14 protein-coding genes and 1 pseudogene are annotated in these 19722 nt (G+C 68.3%); 12 read left to right on the top strand and 3 right to left on the bottom strand.

Annotation, left to right across the window (positions count from 1 at the left end):
• Window positions 1-193 precede the first annotated feature (193 nt).
• From folC to ACZ5VQ_RS44610, 10 genes are all read left to right on the top strand, one after another.
• Window positions 194-1708 (top strand): bifunctional tetrahydrofolate synthase/dihydrofolate synthase, encoded by a 1515-nt coding sequence (gene folC, locus ACZ5VQ_RS44565; protein WP_469110002.1) that lies wholly within the window; start codon window positions 194-196, stop codon window positions 1706-1708.
• A 3-nt stretch (window positions 1709-1711) separates the two neighbouring features.
• Complete coding sequence (locus ACZ5VQ_RS44570; RefSeq protein WP_469110003.1) at window positions 1712-2065, top strand: DUF4233 domain-containing protein; 354 nt, start codon at window positions 1712-1714, stop codon at window positions 2063-2065.
• Between the two features lie 279 nt (window positions 2066-2344).
• Window positions 2345-2758 carry a nucleoside-diphosphate kinase gene (gene ndk, locus ACZ5VQ_RS44575; RefSeq protein WP_200398182.1) on the top strand — a complete coding sequence of 138 codons (414 nt, stop codon included), beginning with the start codon at window positions 2345-2347 and terminating at the stop codon, window positions 2756-2758.
• Between the two features lie 841 nt (window positions 2759-3599).
• The gene (locus ACZ5VQ_RS44580; protein ID WP_037747701.1) at window positions 3600-4619 is read left to right on the top strand and encodes a rod shape-determining protein; all 1020 of its coding nucleotides are present in this window, start codon (window positions 3600-3602) and stop codon (window positions 4617-4619) included.
• Window positions 4620-4808: 189 nt separating this feature from the next.
• On the top strand, window positions 4809-5753 hold the full coding sequence (gene mreC, locus ACZ5VQ_RS44585) for a rod shape-determining protein MreC (protein ID WP_055610598.1): 945 nt from the start codon (window positions 4809-4811) through the stop codon (window positions 5751-5753).
• 19 nt (window positions 5754-5772) lie between these two features.
• On the top strand, window positions 5773-6453 hold the full coding sequence (gene mreD / locus ACZ5VQ_RS44590; RefSeq protein ID WP_469110004.1) for a rod shape-determining protein MreD: 681 nt from the start codon (window positions 5773-5775) through the stop codon (window positions 6451-6453).
• A gap of 79 nt (window positions 6454-6532) precedes the next feature.
• A complete protein-coding gene (mrdA, locus tag ACZ5VQ_RS44595) occupies window positions 6533-8788 on the top strand; it encodes a penicillin-binding protein 2 (RefSeq protein WP_469110005.1) in 2256 nt (751 codons plus the stop codon).
• The gene (rodA, locus tag ACZ5VQ_RS44600) at window positions 8785-9984 is read left to right on the top strand and encodes a rod shape-determining protein RodA (protein WP_362083430.1); all 1200 of its coding nucleotides are present in this window, start codon (window positions 8785-8787) and stop codon (window positions 9982-9984) included. The genes mrdA and rodA overlap by 4 nt, the downstream gene beginning before the upstream one ends.
• Before the next feature lie 50 nt (window positions 9985-10034).
• A complete protein-coding gene (locus ACZ5VQ_RS44605; protein WP_469110006.1) occupies window positions 10035-11549 on the top strand; it encodes a CYTH and CHAD domain-containing protein in 1515 nt (504 codons plus the stop codon).
• A gap of 117 nt (window positions 11550-11666) precedes the next feature.
• Window positions 11667-13628: a TIGR03960 family B12-binding radical SAM protein gene (locus ACZ5VQ_RS44610; RefSeq protein WP_469110007.1), complete on the top strand. Its 1962-nt coding sequence runs from the start codon at window positions 11667-11669 to the stop codon at window positions 13626-13628.
• Window positions 13629-13882: 254 nt separating this feature from the next.
• Here the strand turns inward: ACZ5VQ_RS44610 and ACZ5VQ_RS44615 are convergent, their stop codons facing one another.
• Both ACZ5VQ_RS44615 and ACZ5VQ_RS44620 read right to left on the bottom strand, forming a co-directional pair.
• The gene (locus tag ACZ5VQ_RS44615) at window positions 13883-14431 is read right to left on the bottom strand and encodes a hypothetical protein (RefSeq protein WP_469110008.1); all 549 of its coding nucleotides are present in this window, start codon (window positions 14429-14431) and stop codon (window positions 13883-13885) included.
• A 1045-nt stretch (window positions 14432-15476) separates the two neighbouring features.
• Complete coding sequence (locus tag ACZ5VQ_RS44620; RefSeq protein ID WP_469110009.1) at window positions 15477-16967, bottom strand: ice-binding family protein; 1491 nt, start codon at window positions 16965-16967, stop codon at window positions 15477-15479.
• A 619-nt stretch (window positions 16968-17586) separates the two neighbouring features.
• Here ACZ5VQ_RS44620 and ACZ5VQ_RS44625 point away from each other — a divergent pair.
• Window positions 17587-18513: a replication initiator gene (locus ACZ5VQ_RS44625; RefSeq protein ID WP_469110010.1), complete on the top strand. Its 927-nt coding sequence runs from the start codon at window positions 17587-17589 to the stop codon at window positions 18511-18513.
• Here the strand turns inward: ACZ5VQ_RS44625 and ACZ5VQ_RS44630 are convergent.
• A pseudogene (locus tag ACZ5VQ_RS44630) lies at window positions 18494-18913 on the bottom strand (hypothetical protein); the annotation flags it as partial. The gene ACZ5VQ_RS44625 and the pseudogene ACZ5VQ_RS44630 overlap by 20 nt on opposite strands.
• A gap of 321 nt (window positions 18914-19234) precedes the next feature.
• On the opposite strand from ACZ5VQ_RS44630, the gene ACZ5VQ_RS44635 reads away from it, so the two are divergent.
• Window positions 19235-19531, top strand: coding sequence for a hypothetical protein (locus ACZ5VQ_RS44635; RefSeq protein ID WP_469110011.1), 297 nt, complete (start codon window positions 19235-19237; stop codon window positions 19529-19531).
• Window positions 19532-19722 lie beyond the last annotated feature (191 nt).

The raw sequence follows: 19722 nt of genomic DNA on the forward strand, positions 1-19722 counted from the left end.
GGGTCCCGGGACCTGGTGGTTCCGGGGCCCTCGGTGTACCCGTGTCCGGGTGTCTTCGACGGTCCGTTCGGGGGTGCCGGCGGGTGGGAGCTGGTCGCGCAGTTCCCCGCGCCCCCAAGAGGGCTGCGCACTCTTCCTCAAGCGGGGGTCGCCCTGCCCCGGCGGCGGGTGTACGGCTCCGTAGACTGGGGGTGTGAGTGAGCTCCCGCACGACAGCAGTGAGTCAGACCCGGCCGACCCGTTCGACGAGATCGTCGAGGCGGAGACCGGGCGCGATCCCGATCTCGCCGTGATCGAGGCCGGTAGCCGTACCCTGCGCACGCAGGGCGGGCCGCCGGAGTCCGACATTCCCACGCGCCCCTCCGACCAGGAGACCGACAAGGCGCTCCGTGAGGTCGAGGCCGAGCTCGCCACGCGCTGGGGCGAGACCAAGCTGGAACCGTCCGTGAGCCGGATCGCCGCGCTCATGGACGTGCTGGGGGAGCCGCAGCGCGCGTATCCCTCCATCCACATCACGGGGACGAACGGCAAGACGTCGACCGCCCGCATGATCGAGGCCCTCCTCGGCGCCTTCGACCTGCGCACCGGGCGGTACACCTCGCCGCACGTCCAGTCGATCACCGAGCGGATCAGCCTGGACGGCGCCGCGATCTCCGCCGAGCGGTTCGTGGAGACGTATCGGGACATCCAGCCGTACGTCGAGATGGTCGACTCCCAGCAGGAGTTCCGCCTCTCCTTCTTCGAGGTCCTCACGGGCATGGCGTACGCGGCCTTCGCGGACGCGCCCGTCGACGTGGCCGTCGTGGAGGTGGGGATGGGAGGCAGCTGGGACGCGACGAACGTGATCGACGGGGATGTCGCCGTCGTGACCCCGATCGATCTGGACCACACCGACCGGCTCGGTACCACCCCCGGGGAGATCGCCAAGGAGAAGGCCGGGATCGTCAAGCAGGACGCGACGGTGATCCTGGCCCAGCAGCCCGTCGACGCCGCCCAGGTGATGCTCAAGAAGGCCGTCGAGGTCGATGCCACAGTCGCCCGCGAGGGGCTCGAGTTCGGCGTCGTGAGCCGCCAGGTCGCCGTCGGCGGGCAGCTGCTGACCCTCCGGGGTCTGGGCGGGGAGTACGACGAGGTGTACATCCCGCTGCACGGGGCGTACCAGGCGCACAACGCGGCGGTGGCGCTCGCCGCGGTGGAGGCGTTCTTCGGGGTCGGGTCCCAGCGGCCCGAGCCGCTCGACATCGACACGGTCCGCAAGGCCTTCGCGGCGGTCTCCTCGCCCGGGCGGCTGGAGATCGTGCGGCGGTCGCCGACGGTCGTGCTGGACGCCGCGCACAATCCGGCTGGGGCCCGGGCGACCGCCGAGGGGGTCCGTGAGGTCTTCGACTTCAGCCGGCTGATCGGTGTCGTGGGATCGAGCGGGGACAAGAACGTACGGGGGTTGCTGGAGGCCTTCGAGCCGATCTTCACCGAGGTCGTCGTCACACAGAACTCCAGTCAGCGGGCCATGGACGTGGACTCGCTCGCCGCGATCGCCGTCGAGGTGTTCGGGGACGACCGGGTGCAGGTCGAGTCCCGGCTGGACGACGCCCTGGAGGCCGCGATCACGTTGGCCGAGGAAGAGGCGGAGTACGCGGGGGCCGGTGTGCTGGTGACCGGTTCCGTGATCACGGTGGGCGAGGCCCGGTTGCTGCTGGGGAGGGGCTGATCCGTGCGTACGCTCTGTGCTTCGACGCTGATCGGTGAGTTCTTCGTCATCGGTTTCGCGGGGCTTGTCGCGATGAAGGATCCCGATCTGTCCATGGCCACGGTCTGGACGGTGAGTGGGGTCGCGATGGTGTTGTGTCTGCTGCTCTGCGGGATGATCACGCGGCCGGGGGGTGTTCAGCTGGGCTGGGCGCTGCAGGTTCTGCTGATCGCGAGTGGGTTCGTCGTGCCGACCATGTTCTTCCTCGGGGCCGTTTTCGCCGCTCTGTGGTGGGCTTCGGTCCATTACGGGCGGAAGGTGGAGGAGGCGAAGGCGCGGTTCGCTGCGCAGGCCGGGGCCGGGGGTAACACGGCGTAGGCGTTTTCTCGCCCTCGCCGCCCCTACCCTCCCCCACTCTCGGCTTCGCTCGAGCGGGGGGACCCCCATCGTCCCTTACTCAGGGGCTCCGCCCCCGAACCCCCGCTCCTCAAACGCCGGAGGGGCTGAATTTCAGTGGGGGCGGCGGGGGCGAAAACAGTCGGGGTGGCCCGTATCGGACCGGTCCACCCCGTAGCACCTGACGCTGCGTAACACGCACCCGGACACGCCCTGTAGCCTCGGGCATCCGCACATCTGTGACCCGAAGGAGCCACCACCGTGAGCCAGCGCACCCTCGTCCTTCTCAAGCCCGATGCGGTCCGTCGCGGCCTGACCGGCGAGATCATCAGCCGCATCGAGCGCAAGGCCGGCTGGGAGATCACCGCGCTGGAGCTGCGCACGCTGGACCAGGACACGCTGGAGCAGCACTACGGCGAGCACAAGGGCAAGCCCTTCTACGAGCCCCTGGTCGCCTTCATGGCCTCCGGCCCGGTCGTGGCGCTGGTCGTCGAGGGCGAGCGCGTCATCGAGGGCGTACGGGCACTCGCGGGCCCGACCGACCCGATCGCCGCCGCCCCCGGCTCCATCCGTGGTGACTTCGGCGTGATCGTCCGGGAGAACCTGATCCACGCCTCCGACTCCGAGGAGTCCGCCGAGCGCGAGCTGAAGATCTTCTTCCCGGGCCTCGCCTGACCCCTGCCGGACGGATCGCCGGACCGCCGGACCCCGAGGCCCGTGCTACTCGCGGGCCGACGGGTGGCGTACTGGGCGCGCTGCACGGTGCCCGGTCGCGGAACACGGGCGCCCGGACACGGCGGCCTAGACCGGGAGACCCTGCCAGGACCCAGGACCCAGGACCCAGGACCCAGGGGCCCGCGGCCCCAGGGTCAGGTCCCGTGGCCAACCCCTGGCAGCCCCGAGCCCGCTCCTCCGCCCAGGCGGACGCGCCCGGGCAACCGGTTCTGTGCCAAGCAGACCCGGCAGGCCCGGGCCACCGGGGGCAGCAAGCGTGTGCCCAGCGAGCCCGCGCCCGGGAAACCGGTTCCGCGCCCAGCAGACCCGGCAGGCCCAGGTCACCAGGCCCGGGCCGCCGGGGGCAGCGAGCCTGTGCCCAGCGAGCCTGCGCCCGGCATCCGGGCCCCATCGAACCCAGGCCCGGAATCCGGCCCCAGCCACCCCACCCCGTCACCCCCTATTCACCGCCCACCCACCCATTCGCCCCACCGAGACCCCGCCCCACCAAGAATCTTCTGATGTCATGTCAGGCACCTGGGCTTCTGACCTGGGAGCGGCGCACAATGGCTGCTGTCGGTTGGCATATGCGTGGCGATCGAGGGAACGCGTTCCCCCGATGGACCGTCTCCAGAAGCGGGGCGGCACGTCATCTGGTCACAATGGCGAAGACCCTCGCGCGGTGTTCGTGCAGGCGAGACTACGATGGAAGCCTTCACGTCACAGCGCTCACCCTCGCCGACCTAAAAAGCCATCAAAAGCTCCACTTGGGAAGGCCAGACGAATCCTGATGGGGAACTCAATGTCGTTCATCGGCCGTGACATGGCTGTCGACCTCGGGACCGCCAACACGCTGGTGTACGTCAGGGGTCGCGGGATCGTACTCAACGAGCCGTCCGTCGTCGCGATCAACACCAACACCGGTGGCATCCTCGCGGTCGGCGCGGAAGCGAAGAAGATGATCGGGCGGACGCCGGGCAACATCGTTGCCGTGCGCCCGCTGAAGGACGGTGTCATCGCCGACTTCGAGATTACCGAGCGCATGCTCCGCTACTTCATCCTGAAGATCCACAAGCGGCGCTATCTCGCCCGTCCTCGCGTCGTCGTCTGTGTGCCCTCGGGCATCACGGGCGTCGAGCGCCGTGCCGTCATCGAGGCGTCGTCCCAGGCCGGCGCCCGCCAGGTGCACATCATCGAGGAGCCCATGGCCGCGGCCATCGGCTCCGGCCTGCCGGTCCACGAGGCCACGGGCAACATGGTGGTGGACATCGGCGGCGGCACCACGGAGGTCGCGGTCATCTCGCTCGGCGGAATCGTCACGGCACAGTCCATCCGTGTCGCCGGCGACGAGCTGGACAACGCGATCATCCAGCACATCAAGAAGGAGTACTCGCTCCTTCTCGGTGAGCGGACGGCCGAGCAGATCAAGATCACGATCGGTTCCGCGTACGACCTCGACAATGACGAACACACCGAAATCCGCGGCCGGGACCTGGTCTCCGGCCTCCCGAAGACCGTTGTCATCTCGGCCGCCGAAGTCCGCAAGGCGATCGAGGAGCCCGTCAACGCCATCGTCGACGCGGTCAAGACCACCCTCGACAAGTGCCCGCCGGAGCTGTCCGGCGACGTCATGGACCGCGGGATCGTGCTCACCGGCGGTGGAGCCCTGCTGCGCGGTCTCGACGAGCGGCTGCGTCGCGAGACCGGCATGCCGATCCACATCGCGGAGGACCCGCTCGACAGCGTGGCGCTCGGCTCCGGCAAGTGCGTCGAGGAGTTCGAGGCGCTCCAGCAGGTTCTGGACGCCCAGCCGCGCAGATGAAGTAACTCTTCGATTCCGCCGTACGGGATGATCCCTTCTCGTACGGCGGATCGTTGATATTCAGGCATAAGCTCCCCCATAACGCCGCCCGCAGGTCCGCACTCCCGGGTCCGCACTCCGGGGATTTTCCGGGTGAGTCATACACGTATTCGACACACGTATTCGACGAGGAAGGCACGGCCGCCGCACGTGAGGGACACACGAGAGAGCCGGCTGCTCTTGGTGCTGCTGATCGCCATCGCGTTCGCTTTGATCACGGTGGACATCCGCGGTGGCAAGGACTCGCCGGTCGACGGTGCCCGGCAGGCCGCCGCCACGGTCTTCGGCCCGATCGAGAACGGGGTGTCCTCCGCGGTCGACCCCGTCGGCAACGCGATCGAGGCCGTGAAGGGCTCCGGTGGCCGTCACGACCGCATCGCCCAACTGGAGCGTGACAACGCCGCGTTGAAGGCGAAGCTGGGCAGCGACGACCGTAACCGCAGCCGCCTCAAACAGCTCGACAAGGTCCTCAAGACGGCCGGCGCCGGGCAGTACGGGATCAAGGGCGCCGAGGTCATCGCCATAGGAGCGGCCCAGGGCTTCTCCTGGACCGTGACCATCGACGTCGGCGCGAACGACGGCATCAAGCGCGACATGACCGTCCTGAACGGAGACGGGCTGGTCGGGCGCGTCACCACCGTGGGGCCCAACACCGCCACCGTGCTGCTCGCCAACGACCCCGACTTCACGGTCGGCACGCGCATGGAGGCCACCGACGAGCTGGGCTTCGCCTCCGGCCAGGGGGACCGCCCGCTGCGCGTGGAGCTGCTCAACGGCAAGGCCAAGATCAAGAAGGGCGACCGGCTGGTCACCTTCGGATCCCAGGCCGACAGGCCGTTCGTGCCCGGCGTCCCGGTCGGCATCGTGTCCCGCGTCGACCCCTCCGGCGGCGACCTGACCCGCACGCTCTACGTCACGCCGTACGTGTCCTTCACCAAGCTCGACATCGTCGGCGTCGTCGTCCAGGCCCCGCGCAAGGACCCGCGTGACGACGTGCTGCCGCCCAAACCGGAGCCAACGCCCACGCCGACCGTGACCGTGACGGTCACGCCCTCGGCGAACGCGCCCGCCGACGGTCTGCAGCAAGAGCAGTAGGAAGTAGGAGCTGAATCCCATGCGCTTCAACCGAATGCTGCTCTCCACCACCCTCGTGGTCGTCGCCCTGGTGATCCAGGTGAGCGTCCTGGCCCGGCTCCACCTGCCGGGCGCCGTGCCCGACCTGCTGCTGCTCACCGTCCTCGGCCTCGCCCTGGTCTACGGCCATGTCGGCGGCGCCCTCGTCGGCTTCGGCGCGGGCCTGCTCGCCGACCTGGCCCCGCCCGCCGACCACGCCGCCGGGCGCTACGCCCTCGTGCTGTGCGTCATCGGCTACCTCGCCGGACTTGCCAAGCCCGATCACGGCCAGCTCAAGTCCGCGACCGGCCCGATGGCCGTGGTCGTCGTCGCCGCCGTCGGATCCACGCTCCTGTACGCGGGAGTGGGCGCCCTCGTCGGCGACACCGCCGCCCGCCATGTGGGCCTGAGCAGCCTGCTGTTCACGGCCGCCCTGTACGACCTGCTGCTCGCCCCGTTCGTCGTACCCGGGATCATGGCCCTGGCCCGGCGCGCCGAGAACGACCCGCTCGCCGAAGCCGGCGGCGGCGGTGGTTCCGGCAAGAAACCCGACGTCACCGCGGGCTGGCTGTCCTCTGGCACGGGTCTGAGTATCGGCAGCCAGCGCGGCGGCCTGAGAGTCAAGGCGGCCAGGGCGCGCGTCGCGCGTGCGGGACGCATCAAGGGGGTCAAGCGGCTGTGAGAGCGGCGCTCACGACAACTGCACACCGTGTGGGCTCCCACGAGGCCGGCACACCGCAAGACCTGAGGGAGGGGGAGCAGTGACCAACATCCCGGAGACCGGCCGGACCCCAAGGGTCCAGATCCGGCTCGTCGTCATCCAGATCCTCGTGCTCTCGCTCCTGGGCACCCTCGGCGGGCGCCTCTGGTACCTCCAGATCCGCAACGGCGACGAGTACGCCAAGGAGGCCTCCGGCAACCACGTCCAGCAGGTCGTCAGCCCCGCCGTGCGCGGCTCGATCCTGGACGCCCGCGGGGTGCCGATCGCCGACAACGAGACCCGGCTCGTGGTCTCCGCGTCCCGCACCGACCTGCTGAAGATGAAGGACGACGGCGACGCCGTCCTCACCAAGCTCTCGCGCGTCCTCGGCATGAAGGCCAAGGACGTCAAGGACAAGGTCCGGCTGTGCGACTCGAAGACGCCGCAGCCGTGCTGGAACGGCTCGCCCTACCAGCCGATCCCCATCACCGACGAGGCCACGGCCAAGCAGGCCCTGCAGATCCGCGAGCGTGCCGAGGACTTCCCCGGCATCACCGCCGAACCAATGGCCGTCCGCCGCTACGCCGCCCCCGGCGAGGCCAACACCGCGCAGGTCCTCGGCTATCTCTCGCCCGTCACCGACGAGGAGATCACCAAGGCCAAGGACACCGACTCGCCGTATCTGCGCTCCGACCAGGTCGGCCGCTCGGGCCTCGAGCGCGAGTACGACAAGGAACTGCGCGGCAAGGCAGGCGTCACCCGCTACGAGGTCGACAACCTCGGCCGCGTCATCGGCCAGGCCAAGAGCGACGAGGCCGAGCCCGGCGCCAACGTCGTCACCAGCATCGACTCCCGCGTCCAGCGCGTCGCAGAGTACGAGCTGAACGAGGCGATGAAGGACGCCCGCGACGAATTCGACGACAACACCGGCGAGAACTACAAGGCCGACTCCGGCGCGGTCGTCGTCATGGAGGCCAAGACCGGCCGCGTCGTCGCGATGGCGTCCAACCCGTCGTACGACCCGAACGCCTGGGTCGGCGGCATCTCCGGCAAGGACTACGCCAAGCTCACCGGCAAGGGCTCCAACTACCCGCTCCTGAACCGCGCGATCCAGGGCCAGTCCGCCCCCGGCTCCGTCTTCAAGGTCATCCCGACGGCCGCCGCGGTCAACGCGGGCTACTCCTTCGACGGCCCCTACGAGTGCTCCAGCTCGTACTCCATCGGCGGCCAGGTCTTCAAGAACTTCGAGTCGAAGGGGTACGGCCCGATCAGCCTCGGCCGCGCCCTGGAGGTCTCCTGCGACACCGTCTTCTACCGGCTCTCCCACGAGGAGTGGAAGCGGGACGGCGGCATCAAGCCGAAGAAGAAGGCGGAGGACTGGTTCTACAAGACGGCCCACCAGTTCGGCCTCGGCAAGGAGACCGGCATCGACCTGCCGAACGAGGTCGCCGGCCGCGTCCCCGACCGCCAGTGGAAGCTGGACTACTGGAAGGCCAACAAGGACGCCTGGTGCAAGTACGGCAAGAAGGGCGGCACGTACGCCCAGCAGATCGCGTACGAGAACTGCCTCGAAGGCAACCGGATGCGTGCCGGTGACTCCGTCAACTACTCCATCGGCCAGGGCGACACGCTCGTCACCCCGATCCAGATGGCGACGATCTACGCGGCGATCTCCAACGGCGGCACCCTTTACGACCCGACCGTCGGCAAGGCGATCATCAGCCCCGACGGCAAGACCGTCCAGGAGATCAAGCCGAAGTCGCACGGCAAGCTGCCGATGACGCAGAAGACGCGCGACGAGATAGACGGTGCCCTCGCGGGAGTCGCGACCCGCGGTACGGCCGCCTGGAGGTTCGGCGGCTGGCCGCAGGACAAGATCCCGATGCACGCCAAGACGGGTACGGCCGAGGTCTACGGCAAGCAGACGACCTCGTGGTTCACGACGTACACCAAGGACTACTCGGTCGTCATGACCATCTCCCAGGGTGGTACGGGTTCCGGCGCCTCGGGTCCCGCCGTGCGCAACATCTACAACGCGCTGTACGGAGTCTCCGAGGACGGCGCGATCGACAAGAAGAAGGCCCTGCTCTACGACCCGCAGAAGAGCCTCCCGAAGATCGAGGCCGACGGTTCGATCGACTCCCCGAAGGTCGAGAAGTACCCGGCCAAGAAGGAGCAGGCCTCCGAGGAGGGCGGACAGCAGCCGGTGACGGGTGACGACCCGGCCGCCACCGTGCCCAACCCCAACACCGGCAACAACCGCGACACGCGAAGGCGCTCGGCCCGCCCGAAGAAGAGGCGGAGGACGCTCACATGACCGGCGCGAACGGATTCTCCGTCTCCGGATACGGACCCGAACGCTCCAGCCTGTCGCGGCTGTTCGCCCGCGACTCGCTGGCCCGCAGGCTCGACTGGCCGATACTGTTCTCGGCCATCGCGCTCTCCCTGATCGGCGCGGCCCTCGTCTACTCGGCGACCCGCAACCGCACCGAGCTCAACCAGGGCGACCCGTACTACTTCCTGCTCCGGCATCTGCTCAACACGGGCATCGGCTTCGCCCTGATGATCGGCACGGTCTGGCTCGGCCACCGCACCCTGCGCACGGCCGTACCGATCCTGTACGGGATCTCCGTCTTCCTGATCCTCCTCGTGCTGACCCCGCTCGGCGCGACCATCAACGGCGCGCACGCGTGGATCGTCATCGGCGGCGGCTTCTCGCTCCAGCCCTCCGAGTTCGTGAAGATCACGATCATCCTGGGCATGGCGATGCTGCTCGCGGCCCGGGTGGACGCCGGGGACAAGCCCTACCCCGACCACCGCACGGTCCTGCAGTCCCTGGGCCTGGCCGCCGTACCGATACTGATCGTCCTGCTCATGCCCGACCTCGGCTCGGTCATGGTCATGGTGATCGTCGTGCTCGGCGTGCTGCTCGCCTCCGGCGCCTCCAACCGCTGGGTCTTCGGGCTGCTCGGCGCCGGCGCCCTCGGCGCGATCGCGGTGTGGCAGCTCAAGATCCTCGACGAGTACCAGATCAACCGCTTCGCGGCCTTCGCCAACCCCGAGCTCGACCCGGCGGGCGTCGGCTACAACACCAACCAGGCGCGTATCGCGATCGGCTCCGGCGGTCTCTTCGGCACCGGCCTCGGCAAGGGCTCGCAGACCACTGGCCAGTTCGTCCCCGAACAGCAGACGGACTTCGTCTTCACGGTCGCGGGCGAGGAACTCGGCTTCGTCGGCGCCGGACTGATCCTGGTCCTGCTGGGCATCGTGCTGTGGCGGGCCTGCCGCATCGCCCGCGAGACGACCGAGCTGTACGGCACGATCGTCGCCGCCGGGATCATCGCCTGGTTCGCCTTCCAGTCCTTCGAGAACGTCGGCATGACCCTCGGCATCATGCCGGTGGCGGGTCTACCACTGCCTTTCGTGTCCTACGGAGGCTCGTCGATGTTCGCCGTCTGGGTTGCCGTGGGGCTCCTGCAATCGATCCGGGTCCAGAGACCGATGTCGGCCTAGCGAACTTTCGGGGTCTGCCCATGGATCGGATTCGCGACTAGATTCGGTTCATGGCGGACACAAAGCGGGAGATCGAGCGTAAATACGAAGCCGATGAGAGCGCCGGACTGTCGGATCTGCCGGACCTGACAAAGGTTTCCGGCGTCTCGGCCGTCATCGACAAGGGCGTCGCCGAACTCGACGCGACCTACTACGACACGCCCGATCAACGGCTCGCCGCCGCGTCCCTCACCCTGCGCCGTCGCACCGGAGGCGACGACGCGGGCTGGCACCTGAAACTGCCGGTCTCCGAGGGCGTACGGGACGAGATCCACGCCCCCCTCTCCGACACCGTGCCCCGGACGCTCAGCGGACTCGTCCGCTCCCGGGTGCGCGACGCCGAACTGGTCCCCGTCGTGCGGCTGCAGTCGGCCCGGGACGTCCGTCACCTCGTCGACGCCTCCGGGGGCCTGCTCGCCGAGATCAGCGTCGACCGCGTACACGCCGAGCGGCTCAGCGGCGGCGACGGCACCACCGAATGGACCGAGATCGAGGTCGAGCTGGCCGACGACGGCGACCCCGCCTTCCTCGACAAGGTCGAGAAGAAACTCCGCAAGGCCGGCGTCTCCCGCTCCAGGTCGGCGTCCAAGCTGGCCAGGGCCCTCGGGGAGACGGGACAGGCGCCCCGCAAGCAGGCCGTCGTGGAAGCGGCACCTGTCACCTCGGGCGACCACGTCCTCGCGTATGTCCGGGCCCAGCGCGACGCGATCATCGAGCTGGACCCCGCCGTCCGACGCGACGTGTACGACTCCGTGCACAGCATGCGCGTCGCCACCCGCCGGATGCGCAGCGCCTTCCGCTCGTACGGGAAGATCCTGGACCGGGCCGTCACCGACCCGATCGGCGACGAGCTGAAGTGGCTGGCCGGGGAACTGGGCGTCGACCGCGACCAGGAGGTCCTGACCGAGCGGCTGAACGCGGCCCTCGACGCACTCCCGCGCGCCCAGCTCACCGGCCCCGTCCGCACCCGGATCCGCACCTGGTCGCACGCCCGCCGCTCCGGCTCCCGGCGCCGGCTGATCGCGGTCCTCGACGGCAGGCGGTACCTGGACCTGCTCACCGCCCTCGACACGCTCCTCGCCACTCCGCCGCTGCTCAGGGCCGCCTCGGGCGACCCGGAGAAGGCCATCTCCAAGGCCGTGCGCAAGGACTTCGACAAGCTGTCCGGACTGGTCGCGGAAGCCATCGGCTCTCCGCCGGGCCCGGACCGCGACCTCGCGATCCATGAGGCCCGCAAGAAGGCCAAGCGCACCCGGTACTCGGCGGAGGCGGCCACCCCCGCACTCGGCAAACCCGCGAAGAGCCTGACAAGCGACATGAAGTCCCTCCAGAACCTGCTCGGCGAGCACCAGGACAGCGTCATGGCCCGTGAGGCCCTGCGCGGCGTCGCGACCCAGGCGCACGCGGCGGGGGAGAACGCCTTTACGTACGGGGTGCTGTACGGGCGTGAGGAGCGCGCGGCGGAGGGCGTCGAGGCGGAGCTGCCGGGGGCGTGGCAGACGATCCGGAGCGGGACGGTGTTCTGAGGATCTCCGCTCCGGTCGGCGGGGATCTCCGCTTCGCACGGCGGACGGGGGTGGCTCCCGGCACGTTAGGCTGGATGGTCACCCCTGTCGGATCTCACCCCACCAAAGGTTTGCGAGATGTCTGCCGAAGTCGCTGCATCGGTGTTCCCGCAGCTCGAAGCTCTGCTCCCGCATGTGCAGAAGCCGATCCAGTACGTCGGCGGAGAGCTCAACTCCACAGTCAAGCCCTGGGAGACCACTGACGTCCGCTGGGCACTCATGTACCCGGACGCGTACGAGGTCGGACTGCCCAACCAGGGTGTCATGATCCTTTACGAGGTCCTGAACGAGCGTGAGGGCGTCCTCGCCGAGCGCACGTACAGCGTGTGGCCGGACCTGGAGGAGCTGATGCGCGAGCACCGGGTCCCGCAGTTCACGGTGGACAGCCACCGCCCGGTGAAGGCCTTCGACGTGTTCGGCCTGTCCTTCTCCACGGAGCTGGGCTACACGAACATGCTGACCGCGCTGGACCTGGCGGGCATCCCGCTGGAGTCCAAGGACCGTACGCTCGACGACCCGATCGTGCTGGCCGGCGGCCACGCGGCCTTCAACCCCGAGCCGATCGCCGACTTCGTCGACGCGGTGATCATCGGCGACGGCGAGCAGGCCGTGCTCGACATGACCGACATCATCCGCGCCTGGAAGGCGGAGGGGCAGCCGGGCGGCCGCGAGGAGGTCCTGTTCCGCCTCGCGAAGACGGGCAGCGTCTACATCCCGGCGTTCTACGACGTCGAGTACCTCGCCGACGGCCGGATCGCCCGTGTGGTCCCCAACAAGTCGGGTGTCCCGTGGCGGGTGTCGAAGCACACGGTCATGGACCTGGACGAGTGGCCGTATCCGAAGCAGCCGCTCGTGCCCCTGGCCGAGACGGTCCACGAGCGCATGTCGGTGGAGATCTTCCGCGGCTGCACGCGCGGCTGCCGCTTCTGCCAGGCGGGCATGATCACCCGCCCGGTGCGCGAGCGCTCCATCACGGGCATCGGCGACATGGTGGAGAAGGGCCTGAAGGCGACGGGCTTCGAGGAGGTGGGCCTGCTGTCGTTGTCGTCGGCCGACCACTCGGAGATCGGTGACATCGCGAAGGGTCTGGCCGACCGGTACGAGGAGGACAAGATCGGTCTGTCCCTCCCGTCGACCCGCGTGGACGCCTTCAACGTGGACCTGGCGAACGAGCTGACGAGGAACGGCCGGCGCTCGGGCCTCACCTTCGCCCCCGAGGGCGGCTCGGAGCGCATGCGCAAGGTCATCAACAAGATGGTCTCGGAAGAGGACCTGATCCGCACGGTCTCCACGGCGTACGGCAACGGCTGGCGCCAGGTGAAGCTCTACTTCATGTGCGGCCTGCCGACGGAGACGGACGAGGACGTCCTCCAGATCGCGGACATGGCGATGAACGTGATCGCCGAGGGCCGCAAGGTCTCCGGCCAGAACGACATCCGCTGCACGGTGTCGATCGGCGGCTTCGTCCCCAAGCCCCACACCCCCTTCCAGTGGGCCCCGCAGCTGTCGGCGGAGGAGACGGACGTACGTCTCGGAAAGCTCCGCGACAAGATCCGCGGCGACAAGAAGTACGGCCGCTCCATCGGCTTCCGCTACCACGACGGCAAGCCGGGCATCGTGGAGGGCCTGCTGTCCCGCGGTGACCGCCGGATCGGCTCCGTCATCCGCGCGGTCTACGAGGACGGCGGCCGCTTCGACGGCTGGCGCGAGCACTTCTCGTACGACCGCTGGATGCAGTGCGCCGAGAAGACGCTCCCCGCCTTCGGCGTCGACGTCGACTGGTACACGACGCGCGAGCGCACCTACGAAGAGGTCCTCCCCTGGGACCACCTGGACTCCGGCCTCGACAAGGACTGGCTCTGGGAGGACTGGCAGGACTCCCTCGACGAGACAGAGGTCGAGGACTGCCGGTGGACGCCTTGCTTCGACTGCGGGGTGTGCCCGCAGATGGATACTTGGCCACAAGTAAGCAACAGCGGCAAGAAGTTGCTGCCGCTGACGGTCAAGAAGGATGCCGCGACCAGCGGTCACACGCACTGACGTGAGTGAGGCGTTGGGGCGCATCTTGGAGGCCCTGGAGGACGGCAGCGAGGAAGATGCGGCTGCCGTCCTCAGGACACTCGGCGCTCAGAGTAGGCGGCAGGAGATCGTGCGGGAGGCGCCGAGAACGCCCCTGCCGCCGCCTGGAGGCTGGGCTACTGTCCAGTCCGAGGTGGAGTGGGTCTGAGGTCCGCGAAGCCCTTAGCCTGAGATTTGAGGCGCTGCATGGCTGAAGTTCGGCCCGCTCCATGCCCTCAGTCGGCTGCTCGGTCCTGCTGCTGCCATTCACGAGGCCAGTTCCCAGATGGCGGTGGAGGCCCAGTCACCCCCAAGTCGCGCCGGGCAGAGGCGTAGAACGCGTCGCGGTTCTGACTGACTCGCTGTGAGTCGCGGATCCACCCCTCCGGGTCTTGCCTCTGCTCTCGTACATGCAGTTCCAGCGTCCAGATTGCCTCGTGCCACGAGCGCGCGGCTGCGACGGTCTCGGCGTCGCCGACGAGGAGCACCGATTCCCATCGTGTTGACCGGCGGGCTTCGGCTTCGGCGAGTAGGGGCAACCCTTCGGTGGGTTCCAATGGATCCACGACGTGGGCGTACCCCAGTGCAGCGCCGATACGTTGAGTGATCCAGATCTGTTCCTTCAGGGCGTTGCCGTACTGCGCGTACACATCGAATTTCTTCTCATGCCAGCGCTCGGCCTGTGTCCGCCGCCATCGTGCCCGCTCGGTCAGAGTCGTCGCTGCGTACGAGCCGGCCGCACCGACCGCCACGCTCAAAAGCGTGGCCAGTTGATCCAGAAACACTGCATCCCCCGTGCAGTCGACGGTCTGTGAGCAGCATGGCCCATCGGGTGATCCGTACCCAGTGTCAGTATTGCCTTGGCCGCAGATGGACACTTCCATCCAGATCGGCCCCACGGGCAAGAAGCTGCTTCCGCTGACGGTCAAGAAGGATGCTGCGGCCAGCGGACACAGCCACTGACGTGAGTGAGGCGTTGCGGCGCGTCGTGGAGGCGCTGGGGGACGGCGGCGAGGAAGAGGTTGCCGCCGTCCTGCGGGCGCTTGGTGTACAGAGTGGGCGAGATGGGGTTGGACGGGACGCACCTGGAACGCCGCTGCCGCCGCCTGGAGGCTCCATGACCGTCATATCCGTGGAGTGGGTCTGAAGGGCTCGCAGTCAGGGAGGCGACCGTACAGGGCGTATGGCCCAATGGGGTCTCTTGCTTAGCGGCCGTGCTCCAGCCAGGGCCCGAGGCCGGGGCCGTTCAGCCGACGACCGCACCGGCGGCCATCGTTCCCGTAGCAGCTGTGACCGGCGACAGACGACCCGCAAGCGCTGAGCAGATGCAGAAGTCAAGGTCGCTCGCCTACAGCGGCTCCGGCTGCTCCGTTCGGCCGCACAAGTGAGCCTCTTCCAACCTGACGGGTGGTTGGAAGAGGCTCGACGTGCTGGTGTTCGGGCCAGCTATGCCGAGATGGCCGTTCGTACGTCCGTTGGCCGCGCCGCGCCGCGACCGAGGCGAGGCGGCCGGGTCCATGAAGGTGTTGAGGTACGCAGGCCGCTGACGGGCACGGATCGGGCATTGCTTCGGCTCGTGTCTTTCGGCGGCTCCATGGGGAGCTGACGCAGGTGACACGTCGGCGGAAGGCGTACGGACGACTTTGCGTGTGGAGTCAGGAACGATTCGCCACGACGCCGTTACGAGGGCTGAGCTGCGGGCTCGTTGTCTCCCGGCGAGGTAGGGACTGCGGTCAGGTGCTTGTCAGCGCCGGTAAGGGGCACCTTCTTTCGAAGGCGCCCCTTACGTATCCCAGTTCTCACCTCAGGGAGATACGGGCGAGGTTTCTCTTAGTCCTCGCATTCCGTCAGGGGCTTCAGCGAGAAGCCCTTCTCGTGCTGCACCAAGGGCTTCAACAACACGCCCCTCCCGGGCTGCGCCCAGGGCGGAGGGCCCTCGTGCTTCTGGCAGTCGGGCTTGTGTCCGCCGTGACCGCCATTGCCTTCATGGCCGCCGTTGCCTTCATGGCCTTCGTGACCGCCATTGCCTTCGTGGCCGCCGTTGCCTTCATGGCCTTCGTGGCCGCCATTGCCGTCGTGATCCTGGTGGTGCCCGTGATCACCTCCACCGCCAGGTCCCGCAGGGCCCTGGGGGCCTTCAGGCCCTTGAGGTCCTTCAGGCCCTTCGGGTCCCTCAGGTCCGGTGGTGCCGGTGGGACCGGTGGGTCCGGCAGGTCCTTCAGGCCCCTCAGGACCGGTGGGTCCTTCAGGTCCCTCGGGTCCCTCGGGTCCCTCGGGTCCTTCAGGTCCGGTGGGACCAGTGGGTCCGGCAGGTCCTTCGGGTCCCTCAGGACCGGTGGGACCTTCAGGTCCTTCGGGTCCCTCAGGACCGGTAGGACCTTCAGGCCCGGTGGGACCAGTGGGACCAGTGGGTCCGGCAGGTCCTTCAGGTCCCTCGGGTCCTTCGGGTCCCTCGGGTCCTTCAGGTCCTTCAGGTCCTTCAGGTCCGGTGGGACCCGTGGGTCCGGGGGGGCCTGTGGGGCCAGGAGGACCGGTGGGGCCAGTCGCGCAGATCGGCGTCGTGATGACGTTGTCGTCCAGCGTTACCGCACCGATCCTTGCAAGGGCACGGCCTTGGATCTCGGTGCCCGTGGTTACTGTGATGGACTGGTCGGCCATGATGGTGCCGACGAAGGTGGAATTGGTCCCGAGCGTGGCGGAACTGCCCACCTGCCAGAACACGTTGCAGGGCTGTGCACCGTTGACGAGGATGACGCTGCTGGCCGAAGCGGTGGTCAGGGTCGATCCCGCCTGGAAGATGAAGACGGCGTTGGGATCACCCTTGGCGTTGAGCGTGAGGGCTCCGGTGAGTCCCATTGACGTCGTGGCCGTGTAGACGCCGGGCACCAGTACCTGTCCGCCGAGATCGGCCGTAACGGCGGCTCCGGGCCCCCGGCCGGCCGCATCGTTGTAGGCAGTGGTCAGATCCGTCTTTGCCTGAGCGGCCTCGGCGTCGGCCACGTGCAGGTCGCCGAAGATCTGCCCGGGGCCGGAGGGCGTCGACGATGAGAAGCCCGTCACCGAAGAGCCCGGACTGAGTCCCACGTCGCCGTTGATGACGGTGGGGCCGGTGTTGGTGATCGTAGAACCCGCCAGGACCGCGTAGCTCTTGGCGGTCCCCAGTTCAACGGGGGCTTCTGCGGCCTGCGCGGCGCCCGAAGCCAGCGCGACCGTGGCCGTGGCCAGCAGCACCACTCCGGACAGGAGTGCGAGACGCGGCTTGAGCCGATGACGTACACGGATTCTGCCTGGTGAACGGGACGAGTTGGCAACCACTGCCATAGGAGTGACCTTTCTTGCCGCCGTTGAGTTCAGTCGCCCCGGCAAAGGGCATTCCGAACTCCCGTAATGAGTTCCGGTCAGACCAAAAGCCGCGTCTCGTGTCGAGGCCCTGCGGCATCAGCCGTAAGCAGAGGCCCGCAGGGCGAGCGCCTGCGGGTGGGGTGATGACATATCGCTTACTGCTCAAAAATTAGCAATATCCATATAAGTCACATACCGGTAGTGGGCCGACGGAGGTAGAGGAGGTGCGTTATTCACCTTGTCGGTCGTGTCGGTGCTTGATTCCGAGCCATCGGCTTGTTCTCGGGAAGTCGGGTCACCGGCCGCATCAAGGCCACGCCGACCGGCTCAAGCGGGCCGTTCCGGGCAACGCAATGCGGGCGTCCTCAACCTGCACGTCCTACCGACGCCACGATCTCCGGCGCACCGGGAACACCCTCGCCGCGACCAGTGGCGGAGACCACGCGCGAACCGATGTACTGCATGGGCCACTCGCCCGTGCGGGGCGTGCCAGTGGACTCTCCCCGAAGTAGACCGTGACGCGATACGCATCGCCCAAGATCCCAAGTTCGCGCGCTGGCTGGAACAGATCACGGCTACGGGTGGGTGCGCTCACCCTGTGCACCTGTCCGGCTCGACGACCACCCTGGACGCGGCTACCGGCCAGATCCTGCACCAGTACGACACTCGTGATGAACCCGGTGAACGGCTCTCCGTCCGCTGCCGCAACAGACGCGCGACAGTCTGCGTCCCGTGCTCCCGCCTCCACGCGGGCGACACCTTCCAGCTCGTTCGAGCGGGCCTCCTCGGCGGCAAGAACGTTCCCGCCACCGTCCGCCATCGACCTCGGCTCTTCGTCACTCTGACTGCTCCATCCTTTGGGCCCGTGCACCGTGCCGGGGAGCTGTGCCGACCGCGCCGTGTCGCTGACCACTGCGAGCACGGTCGTCCCCGAGGATGCGGCGCCGTCCACGACGTCACCAAGGGAGCGAGCGAGACAGGCGCCGGCACCGACTACCGGCTCACTACCTGGGACGACGTTGAGGCGGCTCGTGTGTCCGGCCATGTCCGGGCGCTCATATCTACGTGCTGGCGCCTCGGCTGCCTACCCGAGTACGCGCCCCTACGTCTGCGGAGCTGGGCCCACGCGCTCGGCTATCGCGGCCACATCCTGACCAAGTCCCGCGCCTACTCGACCACGTACGCGGCTCTGCGCGCCGACCGAGCGGACCACGTGGGGCAGGAGCCGCGCCCGGCACGGAAACCGACGCGCACTGGCGCTACGTCGGCTCTGGCCACACCCCCGGCGCTGCTCTCATCGCGGCCGGAGTCGCCGATGACCTGGCGGAGTCCCGGCGGCTCGGAGCGGACGCAAGGGGTGAGGGGGGTGGAGCCGATAACTCCTCTGCCCGAACGTGAGACGAGGGACGACGATACTGCGGGCCTGATCGAAAGCGAGATCGTAATTGTTGATGAGGACGGCACAGAAGAACCGTTCGACGCCGTGTCGTGGTCGAGTGAGATGCTCAGCCGCCTTCCCTCCTGATAGGGAAGGCGGCTGTGTTCGTCTGTGGGCTGAACCTGTCAGAGGGCTCCGTGAAGTCGTCTTCCCGGATCACAAGCCGCTCGCGTACGTCCTTGGGGATCAGTAGGCGCAGGTGCACCTTCGGGGCCCGTACCTTCGGCACCTTCGTGCGGGTGACCTCGCACCGGATGCCGACTCGGTACAGGTCTGCGGCCATGGCTTCCATGCCGCCCTCCTGCCAGCGCTCGCGGAAGGTCGTCCCGCCGTGGACGTTGACCCATCGATCCTGCGCCGTCTCGGGGTCGATGGTTTCCAACTCCCCGACGAGCTTGTCGAGCGTTGCCTCTGCCTGTTCCTTCGCGAACCGGGTCCTCGTGTACCGCCCCCCAGGCTCCAGTTCCTTCATGTAGAGGGAGAAGGATCCTGCGACGAGCGGGCACGCTCACTGATGTGTGAGTGACGTGGGCCTGGCGGGGCGGTCGGCGTCGCCTGGGTGGCCGCTCTTGGTTCGCGCGGTGTCTTTCGGCTTCCTAGCGTGGCGATATCCGCTACGGAGGAGGCAGACATGCCGGCGAGTGAGCCGCCTGAGGGCGGACCACGGGCGAGCGGTCCTCGGTGGGGTGGCTCCGGCGACGGCCCCGCCCCTCCTGCTGCCGGACAGTGGGCGACGCCGGCCGGGCCTCCGGGGAAGCAGCCGCGGAGCCGTTCGTGTCTGTGGGGTTGTGTCGGGGTTCTGGCCGCGGTGGTCGTCGTCGTTGTCGTCGTGGTTGTGCTGGTGATCGCACTGGCGGGTTCCATCGATAACCCCGAGAATCCGCCGTCGGCCGATGTGCGGGTCACGTCCTGCACCGTCGATGCGGCAACACGGCTGCCCTCGGCCGGACTTGAGATCCACAACCACAGCTCGAAGACCTCGACGTACGGCGTGACCGTCGAGTTCAGGGCTCCGGACGGAACGCGTGTGTCCGAGGGGGCGGCCCTGTCCCTGACGGTCGCGTCCGGTCAGAAGGTGACGACCACGGCTGCCGGCAAGGACTAGGTCGCGCAGAAAGTGACGTGCAAGGTGACGAAGGTGAACCGGATCGCGGGCTGAGCCGCCCCGCATGCACTCCGTGCGCCTCCGCGAAGTGGGGGGAGATGCGGTCGATCGCACACTAGAGTCGTCTGGTTACGGTCAGTTGTGGGTTCGGGGCCCGGTGGCAGGGCCTCGGAGTTGTGGGGGAGGGCCTG

Source organism: Streptomyces sp. NPDC033178 (assembly GCF_055577685.1).